The organism is Psychrobacillus vulpis, from assembly GCF_006861825.1.
Classification (GTDB): Bacteria; Bacillota; Bacilli; order Bacillales_A; family Planococcaceae; genus Psychrobacillus; species Psychrobacillus vulpis.
Genome location: NZ_VDGI01000031.1, coordinates 1 through 20428 on the forward strand (window position 1 = coordinate 1; position 20428 = coordinate 20428).

The following is a 20428-nucleotide window of genomic DNA, read 5'->3' on the forward strand; positions in this document are numbered from 1 at the left end:
AGACCCCACAGGAGCTTGCGACGAGGAGGCTAAATTCTTCGCCCGTGGAAAGCGAGCGGTAAGCTTCGGAAAACTACGGGGGAACTTCATTAAAAGTGAAACTATATGGACTTTTTCAGTGGCCTCCCTTTCCGCGGGCGTTGCCTCAGCCTCCTCGCTTCGCTGCGGGGTCTTCGACTAACGCTATTCCCGCAGGAGTGTCACCTTTTCCAACGATTTTCTAGAAATAAAAAAGTATTTACTAAAAAAAATAGACAGTTTTTCAGTACACTTGCTTCTCTCCGTGAGGGGTCTCGTCTGTCTCGTTTTCTCGTAGGAGTATCATGCTCCTGCGCAAGCTCGTCGCAGACAAAGACGTTACTCCTGCAAGCAAAAGCAACTTGACTCCAACCAATTCAAGATGGCGACGGACAAACGACAGCCCCAGGATTCCCGTCCCTCTTAAAGCATATCCGGTAAAAAAGATGGCCGACATGCTGTCCAAAGTATGCTAGAAACGATGAAGAGAAGATGTACTTAAAGAGCTATTTACTCCTATTCAATCTAAATCCTCACCGAAAATGGATACATTTTGTCTGTCCGTTACAAATTCATTCCCGTTCCATTTCAATATATTGTGGACATATCCTAATGCATCGGCGTGGTATCTACCTGCAATTCTCTGAAACGTAACGAGCTCATAAGTGCCATCCCTCGCATAATCAATGGGGAATAGACCACTAATTGGATCTACCCATCCCTCAATTGGTGCTTTTAGCGTTCCATCTTCGTTATAAATCTCCGACAAGTATTCTTCACCTTTGTACATCAAATCTAGCGTATACTTTTTCTTTGGATCAGAACTAATCACAGTTACTTTGTAATTTTTTTGATAATTAACTTCATATTTGGAGCGCTCATTAAATTCATCGGCATCAAATATTTGTCGCATTTGTCCTTCTAAAGATGCAAATACATAAGCATAAATCGTGCCGCCGCTCCCCCCTGTATCTATAACAACGAGTATGTCATCTACATGATTCCCCGTAAAATCTCCAAGAAATATCGTTGGATGATAACCCGCATTTTCCTTTAGTGAAATTCGTTCATATATGTTGGTTTTACCATCTAGAATATTTAACGTAATGTTTTGCCAGAATGGACTTCCTTCTGTCTTCGTACCCGTAAGGTAAACAGTATCCATGAAACCATCCCCAGTTACATCTCCTCTCTCTGAGTCAATAATAACTTGACCGTCTGATCTAACGTCGCTTAAGCGATTCAAAAGTTGTTGTTTTTTGTCCAACAACTCTTCTTTTGATGGGTAAGGGGAGCGAAATGACAGCGCCTTATCAATAGAAGCTAAACTCTGTTCCAAATCTCCCGCCTTTTTTTGAGCATCCGATAGATAGTACCAGTAATAGGAAAAATCATTCTTCTGCAATAATTTTTCGTAATAAGTCTCCACTTTTTTAAAATAATATGGATAGGCATCTTTCGCCTGAACAAGCCTACCATCACTAAAGCGATATACCTCCACTTTATAACCATCACCAGTATCATGTTCCCAAACAGCAAGTTCATATTGTCCATCTTGGCCATACTGATTCTGCATGTCTTCTACTTCTAATTTACTGTAAACCATATTATTTGTAGGTAATCGTACGAACCCACTATTGGTCCATTGTAATAAATCTAACTCTGACCATATACTCCCTATTTGCCAACCTACAATTAACGTATTCACCCAATTGTCCGTGATTTGCGCCACTATTAAATCTGATATGCCATATCCCTTTCCTTGCAAGTGGATTAAAGGAAGCCATTGATTATTTATATTTCTCAATATCAAAATGTAATTTTGTTCTTTATACTTGTATGCTCCGATTATTTCTTCTATATAATCTCCATCAATATCTGCGAGTAGTACTGCCGCTCTCTTTTGAGGTTGTTGTAATTCTAAAATGGTTGCCTCCGGAGGTAGGAAATTCCTCAATATATTCACATAATCGCCCATAGTACACTCCTCTCTGAAGTATAATATGCGGATGAAGGAAAGGTTCGTACTCTTTTTGTAAGGCTTTTTAAACAATCGTTGTTATTTTCTATGTGTTAACTCGGAAACATATTACCCGAGCAAACAAAAAGGGACTGCCATCGGTAGATGATACAGCCCCTTTACATATTGTTTATTGGAATAAATTAATAGTCGTAATGATAATCGGCATTGCAAACACATCAATAAGGAATGCACCAACAATAGGTACGACTAGATATGCCTTTTTCGAAGGTCCGAATCTCTCAGTAACTGCTGCCATATTTGCCATTGCATTAGGTGTTGCACCTAATCCATGTCCAGTGAAGCCAGCTACCATTACTGCAGCATCGTAATTTTTCCCTAATAAACGGAACAAAACAAAGATGCCGAAAAGGACGATGAATACAACCTGGATGAAAACGATTACGATTAATGGTAGAGCTAAGTTAGCAATTTCCCAAAGTTTGATACTCATTAATGCCATTGATAAGAAAATACCTAAAGTAATATCGCCTATTAAGCCAATACTTTGCATATCTACAGCTTTTGGGTTAATTTTGTCTAAAATATTTCTTACAATAACAGCTACAAACATAGCACCAACATAGCCTGGAAGAACAAATCCAGTTGCGGAAGAGAACAAACTTCCTAAGTAAGTTCCAAGTGCCATACAAAAAGTAATAATTAGAAGCTGAGCAAAAAATGTATTTGTTTTGATCGTTTCTTCATTATTTGCAAGATTAACTTCAGTTGTATCTTCCGTTTCTGTAGGCTTTAAATCATATTTTGTCACTAAATATTTTACGACTGGACCTCCTACAAGACCACCAGCAACTAGACCAAATGTTGCAGCTGCTATACCAATAGAAAGCGCCGAATCTATACCTAGATCTTCAACAGTTTGACCAAATGCAGTTGCTGCACCGTGTCCACCCTCCATTGATACAGCTCCAGCCATCATACCAATAAGCGGATGCAAGTCGAATAAATAAGCCATCGACACACCAATAGTATTTTGTGCTAGTGCTAAAAATCCACAAGCAAGCCAGTAGATTACGAGAAGTTTCCCACCTAGTTTAACGAGTTTAAAACTTGCACCTAAGCCGACTGTCGTAAAAAATGTAAGCATGAACAACCCTTGTAAAGAAGTATCTAGTGTAATGTCTAACCACCCAAAAGATTTAGCTACTGTTGCAAATACTGCAAATAATAATCCGCCTACGACAGGAGCTGGAATACAAAACTTATTTAAAAAACCAACTTTTTTCACTAAGTACGTACCAAACACTAAAAGCGCGATGGACAGGAAAATAGTTGTGACTTGATCAAGAGCTAGTGTCATTCAATTTCCCTCCTAAAAATGATGTAATTGCTTCATTCGTTAAATATGCCCCAAGCTTTACCGTACGATTGTTTTCATCCAAAAGTGGGTTCACTTCTGAAATATCGAAAGATAACACCTTTTCTTTGGAAGTTACTGTACGGATTATGGAGCGTACGATAATTGGATCTAGCCCAAATGGTGAGGAAGCACTCACACCTGGAGCATAAGCTGCATTTAATACATCTGTACATAGTGTCAACATGATGTAATCGTGGGTTTTGATAAACTCATCAATTTTTTCATTTACACTTTCCATCTTTCCTAAATGCATATCTTCTTCGTAAATATAAGTAACACCAAGCTCATCCGCTTTATCGAATAATTCCTGCGTGTTTCCGTAACGCTGAATACCAAGAACAAAATAACTACTGTTTTCATCTTGTTCTAATATTTGTCTGAACATTGTACCAGATGAAGGTTGCTCATCGTATGGACGTATGTCAAAGTGAGCATCAATATTAATAATGCCTAGCTTTGCTTGTTTTCCAATATAATTACGAACACCTTGATAATGTCCGTAAGCGGTTTCATGTCCGCCGCCAAGAATAATCGGTGTCATATTTTTGTGTAAAATTTTTGTTACTACGTACCCCAGCTGGTGTTGAGCATTTTCTAATTCATTTCCAATGCACTCTATTGTTCCCATGTCTACAAGGCGTTTTTCAGCACTAAATTTCCATGGTAACTTAGCCAATTCAGATCGTAGCGCTTTAGGGGCTTTAGCAGCGCCTAATTGCCCTTTGTTTCTTCGAACACCTTCTTCACACTCAAAACCGATAATTGCACAAGTTTCATCATTTGACACATATGTATCGATTTGTCCTAGCTCAACTATTTGGTGATATCGGAAACTAGTTCTATTTTCAAGATGATCGGTACGACCCGACCAGACACCTTCTATCGTACTTTTTATCAAGTCGTTCACCCTTTCTGAACTTTTCGAATTAATATTTTCTAAATTATAAAGCAACATATTTATTATTTCTAATATATAATTATTATAAATATATAGTTTATAACTATAAATCGGGAGGAGCTATTCAATTGGACTTAAAACAGCTTTCTTATTTCGTGGCGATTGTCGATCATATGAGTTTCTCTAAAGCTGCACAAAAATTGCATATTTCTCAACCATCACTAAGCAATGCAATAAAAAGTTTAGAAAATGATATTGGCTTTCAGATTTTGGATCGTAATACGAGGAATATTGAGCTAACAGAGGCAGGAAGTATTCTATATGGAAGAGCAGTCCATCTTTTATTGGAGATGGACATAGTAAAAAAAGAAATGGATGAAGTAAAACGTATAGGTAGTGGAGATCTTCAACTTGGCATGATTGAGTCGGTAAAGCATTGGATTCCGAAAGTTATCCTTCAATATAATGAAGAATTTCCCGATGTACGAATAAAATTGACGGAAGTACTTAGCGGGAATGATGTAAAAAATTCTTTACGTAATTACAAAACTCATGCCATCATTACAAACCAATTTATTCAAGAAGAAGACATCGAAGCTATTCCTTTATATAACGAAAAGCTCGTTTTAGTGCTCCATGAAAATCATCATTTAACAAAATTTACAAACATCTCACTGAAAAATTTAGCTGATGAACCTTTCATCATTAGCAGCGAGGGATTTCAAACTAGAGAAGATGTATTGAAGGCATTCGAAAAAGAAGGCGTCATACCTACAATTAAATATGAAATTGAGCGCTTTGAAACCGCATTAAGTTTAGTTCAAGAAAATATCGGGATTACACTTATTCCTGAAAACTATTTACAATTCTCGCAACGTACTACGCTTGTAAAAAGAACAATTGATACGCCTGAGCTGGATCGACTTGTCTATTTAACATATTTAAAAAATCGCTATGTATCTCCTGCAACTCATACATTTATTAATAAAACGAAAGAGTATTTTAAGTAGTTCTATTAAGAAACGGGGTATACACCTTTTGTCGGGTTTTTATTGTCCAACTTTTACTTAAGATTGTCCAATCTTTAATACTTATTGTCCAACTTTTACTGATTATTGTCCAAACTTCGGCACTTATTGTCCAACTTACTACAAAGATTGTCCAATCTCGTAAAAAGACAACAAACAAAAGATGCCAAAGAGAAATATTCTCTTTGGCATCTTTATTTCGTCCTGCCTTATTCTTCAGGCATTTCTACTAGCTTTTCCTCAGATCCTTCTGTAGGTTGTTCTACAGATGGCGCAGTTGGTGCTGCTACATTGATGTACAGTTTACCTGCTGCTTTTTGGCGTGTTTCGTTGTTAAAGTTGTCTACTGCTTTAACTTCGATAACCGCTCCATCTGCTACAGTTCCATATGGCACTGTCCAGTATCCAACGTAGTGACCGTTCGCTAACTCCATCATTGGTAATTCAGTTGCATTTTGAACTTGACCTCCAACATTTGTTAGTGGCATGTGGATAACAAATGTTGCCTTCAATCCTGGCGTACTGTCAAATTCAATTTTAACGCTTTTACCTGTTGTCAAATTAAGGTCTTTTGACGGGGTTAAGTTTTCAATGACAGGTGCATTGTAATGTGCTGTCACAGTGATTTTTTTAGTTACGTTGTTGCTCGCTTTGTCGCTAGCCTCAACTGTAATTTCATTTGCTCCATTTTCAAGAAGAATGCGTTTAGAATATTTGCCGTCTACTACTGCTGCTGCTTGTCCGTTGACACGAACCCAGTCAAGATTATCATCTATCACGGTACCTTCAACTGTAACTGATTCACGATTTGTTTTATCTCCATCTAATGGCTTATCGATTGTCAGTTCAGGAGCCGCAGTATCTAGAATAACTGTGACAGGAGAAGATTCACCTGTTACTCGGCCGTCAAGTTTGGAAACTGCTTTTAATTCATTTGCCCCTTCTGTTAGCTGTGCAGGAATCGCAAACTTACCATCTGCACCTACAACAACAGAACCTGCGACTTCACCGTTTTGTTTCAACTCAATCGTAGTTGTAGGCGATGCAGTTCCTTCCACTGAAATTGACGCTTTATTTGTTACAGAGTCAGCTACTGGTGAAGTAATAGCTGGACCATGCACTTCATAGCTCACACGCGCACGGATCATGTAGTTTCCTTCTTCTGCTGGTGATGGTGACCAAGCACCAGATACGCTTTGATAACTTCTACCTGCATTTGTTCCATTCTCATCTGTTGCAAGTCCTGGAGTATTTGGATTTGCAAACGTTTGACGATATACCATATAGAAGTCGCCATTCACAACAATGTTGTGTTCAGTTAAATTTACAACCGTCCATTCTCCGTTACGTAGTGCCGTCGCATCGATAGGACCCGCAAGTTTCTTACCAGGTGCACCATTAGCACCCGTTGTATCCCATACTTCAACTGCAAATGCAGTTCCACCAGGTACTGGCCATTCAGTATCCCAGAATCGGAATACCCCATCCGTTACGATACCGTTTTCTTTACCTTCAGGAAGTGACATTTTCACTGCCCAAGCATTCCCTGCCGCATTGAAAGCACGTGCGTTTTCAGCAGTACCATCGTCGTAACCAATTTCTCCACCTGGGTAAGTGTAGAATGGCTCAAGAGCAATATTTTGTGTGACTGCTTCCTCTCCAATGATAATAGCTACTTCTTGACTATGATAGCCACGAGCAATTACCTTCAACGTGTAGTTGCCTTCATAAGCAGTAAGTGAATAGTTACCAGCTGCATCTGTTTCAACAGGTGTAATGTTAGCATCTTCTACAAGTAGAAGTGTTGCTCCTTCAATACCTTCCCCTGTCGATTGGTCAGTAATCGTACCACTCACTGTATTTTGTGCAACTTCATCCAATGTGAAATTCGCAGTTGCCGTTCCATCTGCTTCAATTGAAACTGATTGTTGTTCGGAAGTGAATCCATAAGCTTCTGCTTTCACCGTAAACGTTCCTGCACCATGTGTCAGTGAATAAGAACCATCTGCAGGGTTCGAATAAACGGAACGTCCAGATTCCAGTACACTTACTTGTGCACCTAGTGGTAGAAGTGTTGGATTTACGATTTTATCTACTACTGGTGGAGCTTCTTTTACAGGTAATTCAGGACGGATTTTTGTAGGGTCAATAGATTCTTTTTTAGCATCTTTATCTTGGCCCTTTCCAACATTACCTTTATTGTCATTGTTTTTACCGCTTTCAATATTAACGTTGTTTCCTTTTTCTTTATCTTTTCCTTTAGATATTTTGCCAGTTTGTGAGACGTTAGCTAAAGAAACGTCATCGATATACCATCCTTCTTTCACAACGCTTCCATCAGAGAACGCATTGAATCCGATGTAGACACGTTGTCCAGCATAAGCAGATAAGTCAACTTCTCCATCGATCCATCCGTTTGATGCACCTTGGATCTTTAGTAATTGCGTCCATTCCACTTGATCCGTAGAAACAAAGACGTGGCCATAATCCCATGCTCTTCCGGATGAAGCTTGTTCAAATTCATGCCATTGCTTAAACTGCAAGTATGAGTTTCCTTCTGGTAAATCAACAGGAGGCATTACTAGAGTTGCATTCATAGAACTTTCATACGGGCCTTCCAGATTTGTTGCATATACTTTTTCTCCGGATGCTGCACTTCTAGGACCAGACGTTGGTACGCCCCATTCCCAGCTGTTTTTTACCCCGAAGGAAGTCCATCCAACAGGTGTCGATTCAAAATCTTCAGAGTACCCAACTGTTATGCCAGGTTTCACTTGAACGACATATTCTTCACTGCTCACTTCGTTATTTCCGAAGTCATTGATTGTCCATTTGTATGTGAAAGAGTTTCCTGTGATGAATTCACCAGGAATTACTACACCGTATACACCGGATTTGTAATCGCCTGATTTACGTCCAGCATCAATCGTTTGCCATGCACCATTTGTATCTTTGTAGCTTAGTACGACAGATGAAACGCTAATGTTATCATTAGCTGTAATCGTCAAGTCTAAATCCATTCCTGCATACGTTTCTCTAGGAGCCAAATGTTCAAATACAGGAGCTTCATTATCGTCTCCTTGTTGAGTAACTTGACCTTTTAATGTTCCAAGACCAGTGATAATGGATGATACTGCTTCATAAGCATCGACTAATCCATATCCATACCCATGATTAGGAGTCGTTGGATATTGGGAGTCTGTTAAAGGCTGTGCTGTATCAAGTAAAATCTGCTCCATCTCATCAACTGTCAAGTTTGCATTCACTTGGCGAAGAAGTGCTGCTACACCAGATACGGCTGGTCCTGCCATAGACGTTCCGTTCCAGCCACCTTCATAACCACCACCCGGTACAGATGAACGGATGTTCACGCCTGGTGCTGAGATATCCGGTTTTATTTCAGCGTATGGTGAAGGTCCACGAAGGGAGAAACTCCCCACTTTGTTATTGATATCCGTTGCACCTGTTGCAAATGACTCCGGATAATTGGCTGGTGCTGCAACAGATCCTGCTCCACCTGGATTAGATAGTGTCGTGTTTCCTGCAGAGAACTCAGGGAAAATTTCTGCTGCACGCCAGTTACGAACTACGTCACGATACCACTCGTCAAGACCAGGGCCACCTCCCCAAGAGTTGTTGACAATGTCTGGAGCCATATCAACACGAGCATTACCGTTTGCGTCAGTCGGAGCTAATATCCATTGCGCCGCTTCCAGTAAATCAGCGTCTGTTCCACCAGCTGCTGTGAAAGCTTTTACAGCAATATATTTAGCACCAGGAGCAACTCCGATTTGGTTAGAACCATTTGGTTCACTACCAACCATTGTACCTGTTACGTGTGTACCATGATCAATATCATCATATGGTGTTGCTCGTCCAGCCGTTGCATCGAACCAGTTAAAATCATGGGAAACTTGGCCGTTCGCTGCATTGTAGCCGCGATATTTTTGTTTTAAAGCTGGGTGATCCCACTGAACACCTGTATCAATACTCGCTACAACTGTTCCTGCACCATCAATACCCATAGCCCAAACATTTGGAGCTTTAACACGTTCAACGCCCCATTCAATGTTTGTAAGCTCTGCTTTAGGTGCTACTGCGTTTTCTGTTTTCGTAGTAAATAATTGGCGAGTTTCATTCGGTAAAACCTTTTCAACTTCTGGGAAGGTTGCTATTTTTTCAGCAATTTCTTTTGTTGCCGTAACAGCCATCCCGTTTACGATGAAATAAGATGTAATATCTTCAGCGTTTCCTTTTGCAACTTCCTGCTCAAGGAACTCTTTAACTGATTGCTGTGATTCAATGGATGTTGTTCTTAATTCAGATACAACTGCAGAGCGTTGAATAAGCTTCGTATTCTGTGCAGATAAATTTGCATCATCTGCATTTTTCCTAGCTTCGGCAGCAACTGCTACTGAATCAGATTTCTCTTTGAATTTGATTAGGAATGTTACTTTGTCATCTTCTTTAAAGTTTTCCAGTAAACGGCTGCTCATCTTATCTTTCACAGAAATTGAATTTGAACTTGAATCTCTGAAAGATTGATGAAGCTTACTGGTTGTTTCCGCACTGACAACATTCGGCGCTACTAGTGAAAATGTCATGAGCAAAGATGCAGCAATACTTAGTGCTTTGATTGAACTACTTTTCTTTCTCAACTTCATTCCTCCTTTGAATGTTACTACGATTATTAGTACGTAATGAGAAACCTGCTAGTCTTTTTCGCTTCATCTAAAAAAGACTAAATAAAAACACCTCCGCCTCCTCTCCCAAATAGTCATTTAGGTAAACAGAATCAATGGTGTCGATCGAGAATCTCTAGTTGTAATTAACACTATAAAGGAAAATAACTGCAGATTTTGTCTATTTATGGCTATTATTATCTAAATTTTGCAAATTAATAGTTATTTACTATTTCTTTATATCTACCTAGTAGGTATAAAGTCAGTTTAATATTATTACAGAAAGACGAATATATTAAGCAAATCGTTGGTAGTATTCATATTTTTAGAAGAATACAGTTTTAAAGGAATTACTTGAATAAATTACTTTACGCCAAAATACTTCCTTAAACCTACTAGGTATTTTAACTATTTATTTCCTAAATACTGATTAGCTCTTTAGAATCACTATATTATATAACCAAACGCTATTGAAATAGCACTAATAACTGGATTATCAACAATCACAGCAGTTCCATTAGTAGTGCTACTTTTATAACAAATAATAACTAGATTTAATTATGATTAATAAATCTATTGTCCTACAATCTATTTTTTACCTATTTTTTACATCTATATAGTTTCCTACATTTTACGACAAGATTTCGAAGCCTCTAGAAATATCCACATATGTTAGAATAACAATAATTAATGGAGGTGTTTTCAATCCAAATATTAAAATTTGAACCCTCATGGGATAAAGCCTTGTCCAATAAGGATCGTGAAGAAATTAATGCTATTTTTCTGGAGACCAATAAAGGAAGTCTTCTTAATGTTCATCTTTCACCAATAAGACAGGTAACTAATCATAGAGGGGACCTATTGGTAACAGTACTTGTCCATAACTTCACTCATAAAGAACTCACTTTTAAAGAGAAAATATTAGTCTATATCGAAAATGAAATCATTATGGCAAAACATGTTTTTACCCTTCCATCATTAATCATCCAACCACAAGTAAGTATGCCATGGACTTTTATTTTCCCAGCGAATAGCCTTCATAGTCATCTAACACTTGAAAATGGCCGTTTAGAAATTAAGTAATACTTATTCGAGATTCCATTTGTGTATAATATATACAATGAGATTTGTTTTAAAGTTAGGATGTGTGCGAATGGATCCAAATGAAAAACAACTATATGATATTAAAAACGAAGAGGAAATGAAGGATATAGATGAAGAGGAATTTCTGGAGCTGGTGTTGGAAACACAAAGAGAAGCACTTCTTAAAGAGTCCCAAGAAAAAACGAAGAGCAAATCTAAACGACCTTTTCCTAGATGGATATTTTGGCTCATAGCCGCCATCTTATTTGTTAATACGTTTGCGGCGATTTTCCAAATATACTCCATACCAGCAATAGAATTTTTAAAGACATCAGCAAAATTATCGTTACAAGAAGATATTGCACAATATAAAAAATCAGTTGTCGTAATCACGACCGAAGACGCAAAAGGAACAGGATTCTCCATTTCAAGTGATGGAACGATTCTAACAAACTATCATGTCGTGGAAGGACAAGATACAGTTACAGTTACTTTTCCAGAGGATGGAATTTTCAAAGCGGATGTAGTGAACACATATCCAGCTGTTGATCTTGCTGTAATAAAGGCGACTGGTGAAGACCTACCTTTTTTAGAACTTGCGGAACAAACGACTTTTGGGGATAATGAACCCGTTTATTTTATCGGCAATCCATTAAGTTTTACTAGTATCGCAAATGAAGGGAAGGTTATTGATTACATACAATTGGATAATTGGAATGTACCTGTTGTTATGATGAAAGCTCCTGTTTATCGAGGAAATAGCGGCAGCCCAGTACTCAATCACGAAGGGCAAGTGATCGGCGTTGTGTTTGCTACACTCGAGCATGACAAGTATGGAAAAGTTGGGCTATTCGTGCCAATTGATGAGTATTACAACAATCAACCTTAAATTTTATAATAAAGGGCTGTCCCAAAAGTCATTGAAAAATAACTTTCGAGGGCAACACAATCCTATGTTTGTCAATGCTGTTGTTTTCCGAAGCATCCACTCGCTTTCCGCGGACGAACTGCCAAGCCTCCTCGCTCGTGCCTCACTGTGGGGTCTTGGCAATCCGTTTTTCCGCAGGAGTCTCGGCATGCTTCTCCAAACAAAGAAACTGAATGAGTTTATGGAATCTCTCTTAAAAATGAATATAATAATATTTCCACTTCTTGTAAGATAAAGTTTTTACATAATCATTCTAGAAAAGGGTTATCTCAAAAATGATTGAACATGACTTTTGAGGGAGCTATCCTATGTTAATTAACCATTTGCTTTCCGAAGCTTGCACTCACTTTCCGCGGACGAACTGTCAAGCCTCCTCGCTCGTACCTCTAGGGCACTGAAAAAGTGTCATTCAAATAAATTATCTATCAAATAGTCCTAAGAGAATTTAGCGCTTTGGCATTCGCTTTCCGCGGGCGAGCGACGAGCCTCCTCCTACGCTTCGCTTCGTGCGGGGTCTCGTCTGTCTCGCTTTCCCGCAGGAGTCTCATGCGTCGCGCTTAATTCTTTTAAATGAAATACAGCAAATAGTTCCTAATAATAATTTTTAGTTTTTCAATGGCCTCCGTACCTCACTGTGGGGTCTTGGCAGCCCGTTTTTCCGCAGGAGTCTCGCGCATGCCTCTCCAAACAATTGATATCTAAATAAAAAATAAAAAATAGAGGGGGAACTTCAACAATTCCCACACTCTACTCTACTTTTTTATTTATAGAAAATCGTTGAAAAAAGCGACACTCCTGCGGGAATAGCGTTAGTCGAAGCCCCCACAGCGAAGCGAGGAGGCTGAGGCAACGCCCGCGGAAAGGGAGGCCACTGAAAAAGTCACTTTTTTTCAAAAAATAAAAACGAAATCCCATAATTCCTTCACTTTTTAGGGTGTTTATGGGGACGTCATGCCAATTTTGATACAAATATACTTCTCAAGTGGTGACTTTATTTTCTGAATTTTGGTTTTTCAGTGGCCTCCGGAAAGGGAGCCGTTTCAACGATTTTCTTATTATTGGAATATTGGACAATCTCATCTCGCTAGGTCGAAGGGACTTTTTCAGTGACTTCTACATTTTGAATAAATAGTTATTATGAGATGATGTTCAAAAACTTATAGCTACACTGAGGGCACTGAAAAACTGTCTAAATTTAGAATAAATACTTTTTCATTTCTAGAAAATCGTTGAAAAAAGCGACACTCCTGCGGGAATAGCGTTAGCGAAGACCCCACAGCGAAGCGAGGAGGCTGAGGCAACGCCCGCGGAAAGGGAGCATTTTCAACGATTTTCTTACTTCTCGGACAGCCCCTAGATTTATTACTTACAAATAAGTTTCTCTCCATTTTATACGCTCATTTTCATTCAATTGATTTTCAAGTTTTTCATCCCAACGCTCTATTAAACTGTTCCAAACACGCGCATACATAATATCTTCTTCTGTGTTATAGAGGATGAATTGTAAGCATGGTATTTTATCCATATGTAGCTCGGTTGTAGACAATACGTTAGATACAACCATTTGAGAGTCACCTTCATCTGATTCTACATAATTATTTTTAAGAGCATTGATAACCATACTATCTTCAAAAGTATGTTCAACCGTATTTTCAGATTTTACATACTGAAACAAAACCAACTCTTCCTCATCCGTTAATGCTGTATTTATTTCCCCATCCAAAAATAATTGATGGCAAGAACTGTACATAATATTTTGTGACTCTACTTCTTGTTCTTCTTCAAATACTCCATTTTTAAATTGTTCGTACCCTCTACTAGTTAATTTATAAAAGTCATCTACTTTTTCAATTAATTGTGTTCGTAACAATACATCTATTAAATCCTGTATAAAGAGCTGTTCTACAAGTAACAATTCACTTAAATCCTCTGCTTTGGCAATGTCAGTTTTTTGGAAAGCAATGAGCATCATTTTCATAAGTACATCCATTTTATTTCGCTTTACTGTTTGATATTCCACTTCTATGGTATGTACTGGTATACCCCATTTCGCAGTGTCCATAATTTTGACGTTCCTATTTTGTTGCAGTTCTTTTTTTAATCGTTTCTCCAACTCGCGCATTTCTTAATACTCCTAAGTTTTCTTAATTATTTTTCACGTTTCCATTGTGATCTCGGAAGCCTTTTTTATGTTTGACAATATCCAGTAATCGACTATACATTTCTCTCGAGTCTTTTCTTTTCGTTCGTTGCGTAAACATGTCCGCACTACCAACAAGAATAAGTAATTCTCTTGCTCGAGACAAAGCGACATTTAAACGCCTATAGTCATTTGCAAATCCAATATCTCCACTCTTTTCATGGTTATTACGTACCATACTTAAAATAATGACGTCCATTTCCATTCCTTGGAACTTATCTACAGTTCCTGTTCTGAACGTTAAGTGGTTCAAGTTAGTTTCTTGTTGGATTAATCTATCAATCCTTTTTACTTGTTCGCCATAAAAACTAATAACCCCTATACTCTTTCTTTCATCTCGCTTCATACTTCCTGCATTTTTTGCGGACTCTGTTGCCTTGTCCAAATCGATTAAAACTTCACGAATAGTATCTAATTCAGCTTGGTTAAAACGACTTTTGCCGTTTTTCATTCGTTCTTCAAAATAAGGTGTTTCATTTGGCATGTCCAACCAAATCAGATGGTCGTTCCTTTTAATAAAACGAGAATCCAATAGATGATCACGTACCGCATCTGAATCCTCTAAACCACATTGTAGACGATAATTTTCTTCTTCATAAAATGGTGTAATTGTCTCCATAATACTTTCATGCATTCGATATTGGATTGCTAACATTGTTTTATTACTCTTTGGTAAGTTTTTGAAAAGACGTTCAAATAGTGATTCTTTTAATAGTTTCTTTAATTCATCCTTTTCCTCAAAACTATCACTTTCTTCCAGTATTGCTTTTAATGTCTCATCAAGCGTATCTTCTCCAACAAGCGGAGGGAGCTGATGATGGTCTCCTACTAAAATAATCTTTTTACCTTTTAGCATAGGTAAAAGTAACTCGGGTGGAGTAGCTTTCGATACCTCATCAATGATGACCACATCAAAAGTAGGATAGTTCTCCATAAATTCTTTTCTAGCAGAAGCTACACACGTTGTACCTATTACATTGGCGTGTCTCACATAAAGTTTTCGAATTTCATCCAGATCGTGTTCATTTGCGTCCTTCAGTAGGGACAACCATTCATTTTGAAGAGAATGTATTACAGGTAATCGTTCCTTTTTACGCTTAAGAACCACTATCTTTTCTGACATATTATCTATCTCAGTTGAAACTCTTTCACGTTCTACTTCCGGATTCTGCTCAAGTAATTCCTCTAAAGATTTTAAATACCTTTCCTGCTCCAGACCTTCTGCATTCAAGCTTTTACTTTCTTCCTCTTTCTCCTGAAGTACTTTAGAATAAGTTTCTAGTTGTTTAACTTTAGCTTCGGAATCTTTCTTTTTCTCTTCTAGCTCATTCGTACTTCTCTTAAGAGCTTCTACCGTGTCCTTCAAGTTGTTATAGGCACTTTCTTTTTGCTGTAATTCAACTTGCAACTTGTGTAATTCTGGTATGTTTTCCACATTTCCTATCGGAATGAGAAGCTTCGAACTTTTTACCTGCAGTTGATTTAGTCGCTCTTTGTAGATAATCCCGTTATTTTCCAGTTCATTTCTTTTTTGTGTGATAGTAATTATGACTTTATTTATTTGTTCAGCTAGTTCTACTTTAATGGTATGAAACATTTCGGTAGAATTAACCTTTGCCTTTTTCAGAAGCTCTCCTTGCTTCCAAACAAACTTCTTTCTTACATTTAATCCTTCCAAATACACTTCCAGTTTTTCAATATGAATTTCTCCCGAAGTTAAAAATCGCTTCATGCTATCGATAAATTGATGGATTTCCTTAACCGAATAAGAAGAATCAAAAATAATTCCTCTACTATTTACATTATTCCTTACATTTTCTAATGGAACATTGTTCTTCTTCAATAAACCCTCTATGTACCCAATAGCTGATAATAACCGTTGATTAAGCTCTTCCCAGTCTTCAAATGAGTGAATTGTTTCTATTAATCTTTCCAACTCAACGATTTGTCGCTCCAATATAGAAGACGGCACTATTTCATTTTGATGCATAAAACTTTTCAAAGTATCTAATTTACGCTCGGAAGAAATTTTACTCACAAATTCTTCTAAACGAGTGATTTTGTTTTGCACATTTTGATATCCATCTCGTATGGATATCAGTGTGTTATCCAATTTTTCTATTTCTTGTAACGTTTGACGAATGAGTATATGCTCCTGAGTTTGTTCCATATCTAGAACTAGTTGATTTATTTCCTCTTCCAATTCATTACTCGAAGTATTGGATTGGATAAACTGCTCCAACTGTTGGATTTTACTAGCTAACTCTTCGTATCCCTTCTCCAAACTCGAGATATTTATTTGAAGTTCTTCTCGCTCTTTTTTTAAATGTACTAAGCTATTTTGTAGCTTTCTTATCTCGCTACTTCTGGAAGCATACTCCAATTGAGCAGCTTCTTTCTGTTTTATTTTTTCATCTAATGAAAACACTTGATCTTGAAGAGACTGTAATTGCTTCTTGTAACTAGTTAATTCATTATCAAGTTGCCCTTCTCTTGTTGCATGAGATGCTATTTCATTTTGAACAACACTTAACGTCTGGTCTTTCCAGTACTGTCCTACATTTTCTTCGATAAACTTTTTACCTTCTTCTTCAATGCTCTCGGTTCGACCATAACGTAAAATTCGAATGTCTTTATTCGAAAGCAATCTACTAAGAGCATTATCCACAGCTAAATTAGATTGAGAAGCTACTAATGTACGAAGGCCTGCCTTTGCATTTTGTTGGCAAATTTCTGAAATAACAGTAGTCTTACCGGTTCCAGGTGGTCCCTGAATGACATACAGGTCTTTTGCAGATATCGCACCAACTACTGCTTCTTGTTGGAACTCATTTAATTGATTATGAAACACCAATTCTTCACGTTTATTCGTTAAACGGATTGTTGGCCGGTCTTCAAATAATATTTTTTCGAGATTTGCATTTGCCGCAAGACCATTTTGGAGGTCGTCGAATCCTTTTCGAAGTCTTCTAATCTGACTGAGTGTTGCAAAATTGCTAAACACCGCTTCTTTTGATTTCGGATGCAACTGACTTCTTCTAGCCATCTCTCTAAACCTTGGTTTGAGTTCGATTTCCACTTTTTTCTTTTGCCTATCTACTTTTAAAACTTCTCCAATATCATTTTGAAACCCTTTTAAAGTTACACTTAGACCTCTTAATTTATTCCACTCATTTTCTTTCATGTCACTTCCAACGAGCGTCATTCTACTAAAGTCTTCATTGAAAATAATTCCCGAATACACAGCAGTTATATCTCCAATATCCGCATTTCGCTCTTGGATTTTTAAATATCCTTCCCAGCTGGAAATTCGTTTCTTAACATACTCCGACCTTTCTTCTGCAATCGGTAATGCACGAATGCTAGTGTGTAAATGTAGAGGTATTCCTGCTCCATTATTACGAGCAGTAATAAATTTTACATCCACTGAAAGTCGTCTATTGGTCCTAACTCGAGCTTTAGTTCTTACATGAAACCCTGTCGCAAGTAATCCGTCATTTTGAAGCACACACTCCATAACAGCAACCTTACCATTTAACTTTTCTTTCAGAACTTTATTCGTTTCATCATCAAAATAAACAGAGAGAGAAGTATTTCCATGAGAATTAACCGGCCGCTTTTCAATATGTATATGAAAAGATTCTTGCATATTAAAAAAGGCATGCTCATCATTTGACCATTCTAGAATTCCTTTGCGCGCATTATTTGTTGTTATTAAATTACATCGCATCGTTTCTACTAGTGTTGACTCTTGTCTCATGTACATGCCCCCTTCTTTTTGTCTTTGCTATCGATCCCGTACTATTCAACTTATCTATGGTAGCATTTTTCAAGCAAATCTTAAATTGACATAAATTTTAAAATCATAAAATTATCAACATAAAAGATATTTCATCGTTAATAAAACTAGAATAAATGTGCAAGTGACTTTTAAGTGCATCCAATACATGTCCAGATTTTATAATTTTCTAAACCACAAAAAACCGGTTTCCAATGGAAACCGGTTTAAATTTGTAAAGTTAGGTAAGCCGCTTTTGCCGTATTTTATAAGAAAGTTTTAAACCACCACTCCTCAAAGTGGGTGTTCGCAAAAACTATCCTGCATGTCCTCATTGTCAAAAGAGAATAAGGCTTGTCATTCCAGCTTCTATATAAAACTCCCTGTTACAGCATAAAGGTTAAAACTTAATATTCATACGTACAATGCAGCTTGTAGTCATATATTAAACCTATTTCCACTAGAAATCAACTGAAATTTCTTCCATTCTGCATAATGCTTAAAAATGAATACATCATACTTACTAATTGATGTATTAATGTGCGTCTGGAAATACTCTTTCTATCGTATCAGTGAATTCTTCGAAGAATCCTTCCACTGGTTCGTTTGCTCGGATCTTTTCTCCGTACTCAGTAAATTGTTCCGCAAAATCGGGATTCGTTGACACATACACATTATTAAAATCAGCATTTGTCGCTCTTGCCTGATCTGCAATCTTATTCTCTAGCTCCTCGTTGCCGTCAACGCCTTCCTTAAGCATAACACCTACATACGCATTATTGTTCGTTACAATAACATTTGCACTTTCCACTTCATCCATCTCTGTTATTTTGTCTGCAACGTCGTCTGCTAATTCGAGTTTCTGTTCACTAGTCCCAGTTGCATTCTCGTTAGTCGTCGTTTGATCATTTGTTGTACCTTCATTGACAGTAGTATCTGTCGTATTGTTCGCCGTATCGTTTTTATCATTGTCATTGGCATTCTTGTTCATCCCACATCCCATCAGCGAACTAATGAGAAGTAAAGTGATAGATACTCGTAACATTTTACTCATAAAAAAATCCTCCTTAAATATGTGAATGAGGATAGCATGCGCTATTTTCTATTTATTATTCGTATATATTTTGAAACATTTGTAATCAAACTGTAAACTTCCTTCTCAAGCCTTTTAATAGCAAGGGTTTGCAGTATGTCATCCAGCGTAGTGGTATTATTTCCCTCAAAGTGCCTTTACTTTTACATGTTAAACTCAGTGCGAGCCAAAAATAAAAACTTTAGGAGGTACACGATGAAAAAACGTTTCGTCACAACTACATTATCAGTCGTAATCGGTTTTAGTACGCTGGGGGTTGTCCCTGCCGCTATTCATCCAATAGAAGCCTCAGCTGCAACAATTAATAGTCAGAATAACCAACAAGCAGTAGAAGCTAAGGCTAATCAATTAATTCAAACAGCCAAGAGTTTAATAGGCAAGGCTACTTATAGTAATACAGTGTACAAGGATACATATCCTTACAAATTTTCATGTGCAAGTTTTCTAATGTACATTTTTGAGAAAAATGGGGTAGATCTTGGAACGTATAATGAAGATTATATGATGCAACAAGGGACATATGTTGCTAGAAATCAACTACAAAAAGGAGATCTTCTTTTCTTTGATAGTAGAGGTGGTAAAGTTCCAAATCACGTTGCTATGTATATAGGGGACAATAAAGTCATTCACATGGCAGATCCAAAGCAAAATATTGTTATTTCAGACTTAAATAGCAAGCCATATTATAAAGATAACTATATTACAGCAAGAAGAGTTTTACCTACTCTACTTCCTGCAAATCCCGCAACTAAAGGGGATAACATTGTTGCAAAAACAATTAGTTTAAAAGATAAAGTGAAAATGGGTAACGTCAACAACGCATCTGCATTACGTTTTAATGCAACTGGTTTTGTGGACTATGTGTATAAAGCAAATGGTGTTAAATTAGGCACGTCCAATTTAAAAGAACTTATGAACAAGGGTACAACAGTTTCCCGCACAAACTTAAAGAAAGGTGATTTAATCTTCTTTAATAGTGTTAAAGGTTCAAAAACGCCATCTATGGTAGCAATATACGCAGGGGATCAACGAATCATCATTCCAAGCTCAAGCGGAGTTATAACAAGAGTACTAATGGTGGATTACTATAAACAGCATTACATTACTGCTAAACGTGTTCTCTAGGAGAGCCTTTTTAATAAAGAAGCATTCATGCATGAATGCCTCAGACTGTAGACAAATTTGAATTTGTCTACAGTCTTTTTTCTTACGTCCAGTCAAGTTTATTTACGTACTTTATTTACAACTATTATTTAAGTAGATTGGAACGAGTAGAAATCTAACGTTTTATGTTTTTATGTATACTAAATAAACCTGGT

General features: G+C 37.4%; 12 protein-coding genes and 1 other RNA gene. 5 read left to right on the forward strand and 8 right to left on the reverse strand.

Annotated features, from left to right (window positions below):
• On the forward strand, positions 1-181 hold a 181-nt coding region (locus tag FG384_RS20060; protein WP_205961827.1), incomplete at its 5' end, for a hypothetical protein.
• Positions 182-538: 357 nt separating this feature from the next.
• Here FG384_RS20060 and FG384_RS18460 read toward each other — a convergent pair.
• The 3 genes from FG384_RS18460 to hutG form a co-directional block, all read right to left on the reverse strand.
• Positions 539-1285, reverse strand: coding sequence for a hypothetical protein (locus FG384_RS18460; protein WP_205961829.1), 747 nt, complete (start codon positions 1283-1285; stop codon positions 539-541).
• An 883-nt stretch (positions 1286-2168) separates the two neighbouring features.
• Positions 2169-3359, reverse strand: a complete 1191-nt coding sequence (gltS, locus tag FG384_RS18465; protein ID WP_142644163.1) for a sodium/glutamate symporter — start codon at positions 3357-3359, stop codon at positions 2169-2171.
• On the reverse strand, positions 3343-4326 hold the full coding sequence (gene hutG, locus FG384_RS18470) for a formimidoylglutamase (protein WP_420849982.1): 984 nt from the start codon (positions 4324-4326) through the stop codon (positions 3343-3345). Before hutG ends, gltS begins: the two co-directional genes overlap by 17 nt.
• Before the next feature lie 119 nt (positions 4327-4445).
• On the opposite strand from hutG, the gene FG384_RS18475 reads away from it, so the two are divergent.
• Positions 4446-5327: a LysR family transcriptional regulator gene (locus FG384_RS18475; protein WP_142644165.1), complete on the forward strand. Its 882-nt coding sequence runs from the start codon at positions 4446-4448 to the stop codon at positions 5325-5327.
• A gap of 227 nt (positions 5328-5554) precedes the next feature.
• Here the strand turns inward: FG384_RS18475 and FG384_RS18480 are convergent, their stop codons facing one another.
• Positions 5555-10009 (reverse strand): S8 family peptidase, encoded by a 4455-nt coding sequence (locus FG384_RS18480; RefSeq protein WP_142644166.1) that lies wholly within the window; start codon positions 10007-10009, stop codon positions 5555-5557.
• A gap of 708 nt (positions 10010-10717) precedes the next feature.
• Between FG384_RS18480 and FG384_RS18485 the strand changes: the two genes are divergently transcribed.
• Positions 10718-11110, forward strand: coding sequence for an SLAP domain-containing protein (locus tag FG384_RS18485; protein ID WP_276612778.1), 393 nt, complete (start codon positions 10718-10720; stop codon positions 11108-11110).
• Between the two features lie 70 nt (positions 11111-11180).
• The gene (locus tag FG384_RS18490; protein WP_142644167.1) at positions 11181-11999 is read left to right on the forward strand and encodes a S1C family serine protease; all 819 of its coding nucleotides are present in this window, start codon (positions 11181-11183) and stop codon (positions 11997-11999) included.
• A 1405-nt stretch (positions 12000-13404) separates the two neighbouring features.
• On the opposite strand, the gene FG384_RS18495 is transcribed toward FG384_RS18490, so the two are convergent.
• The 4 genes from FG384_RS18495 to FG384_RS18510 all read right to left on the reverse strand — a co-directional run bounded on the left by FG384_RS18495 (position 13405) and on the right by FG384_RS18510 (position 19070).
• Complete coding sequence (locus FG384_RS18495) at positions 13405-14160, reverse strand: hypothetical protein (RefSeq protein ID WP_142644168.1); 756 nt, start codon at positions 14158-14160, stop codon at positions 13405-13407.
• Between the two features lie 22 nt (positions 14161-14182).
• Complete coding sequence (locus FG384_RS18500) at positions 14183-17998, reverse strand: DEAD/DEAH box helicase (protein WP_142644169.1); 3816 nt, start codon at positions 17996-17998, stop codon at positions 14183-14185.
• Between the two features lie 261 nt (positions 17999-18259).
• Positions 18260-18453, reverse strand: a non-coding RNA gene (gene ssrS / locus FG384_RS18505) — 6S RNA.
• Between the two features lie 98 nt (positions 18454-18551).
• Positions 18552-19070 (reverse strand): YhcN/YlaJ family sporulation lipoprotein, encoded by a 519-nt coding sequence (locus FG384_RS18510; RefSeq protein WP_142644170.1) that lies wholly within the window; start codon positions 19068-19070, stop codon positions 18552-18554.
• Between the two features lie 234 nt (positions 19071-19304).
• Between FG384_RS18510 and FG384_RS18515 the strand changes: the two genes are divergently transcribed.
• Entirely contained in the window at positions 19305-20234 is a 930-nt protein-coding gene (locus tag FG384_RS18515; protein WP_142644171.1) for a C40 family peptidase, read from the forward strand.
• The last annotated feature ends 194 nt before the right edge of the window (positions 20235-20428 follow it).

Bases quoted from the DNA above. Each gene is read 5' to 3' on its own strand.
- FG384_RS18500 (WP_142644169.1), bottom strand. From the start codon at position 17,998: ATGAGACAAGAGTCAACACTAGTAGAAACGATGCGATGTAATTTAATA.
- FG384_RS18510 (WP_142644170.1), bottom strand. From the start codon at position 19,070: ATGAGTAAAATGTTACGAGTATCTATCACTTTACTTCTCATTAGTTCG.
- gltS (WP_142644163.1), bottom strand. From the start codon at position 3,359: ATGACACTAGCTCTTGATCAAGTCACAACTATTTTCCTGTCCATCGCG.
- FG384_RS18480 (WP_142644166.1), bottom strand. From the start codon at position 10,009: ATGAAGTTGAGAAAGAAAAGTAGTTCAATCAAAGCACTAAGTATTGCT.
- FG384_RS18515 (WP_142644171.1), top strand. From the start codon at position 19,305: ATGAAAAAACGTTTCGTCACAACTACATTATCAGTCGTAATCGGTTTT.
- FG384_RS18495 (WP_142644168.1), bottom strand. From the start codon at position 14,160: ATGCGCGAGTTGGAGAAACGATTAAAAAAAGAACTGCAACAAAATAGG.
- FG384_RS18485 (WP_276612778.1), top strand. From the start codon at position 10,718: ATGGAGGTGTTTTCAATCCAAATATTAAAATTTGAACCCTCATGGGAT.
- FG384_RS18490 (WP_142644167.1), top strand. From the start codon at position 11,181: ATGGATCCAAATGAAAAACAACTATATGATATTAAAAACGAAGAGGAA.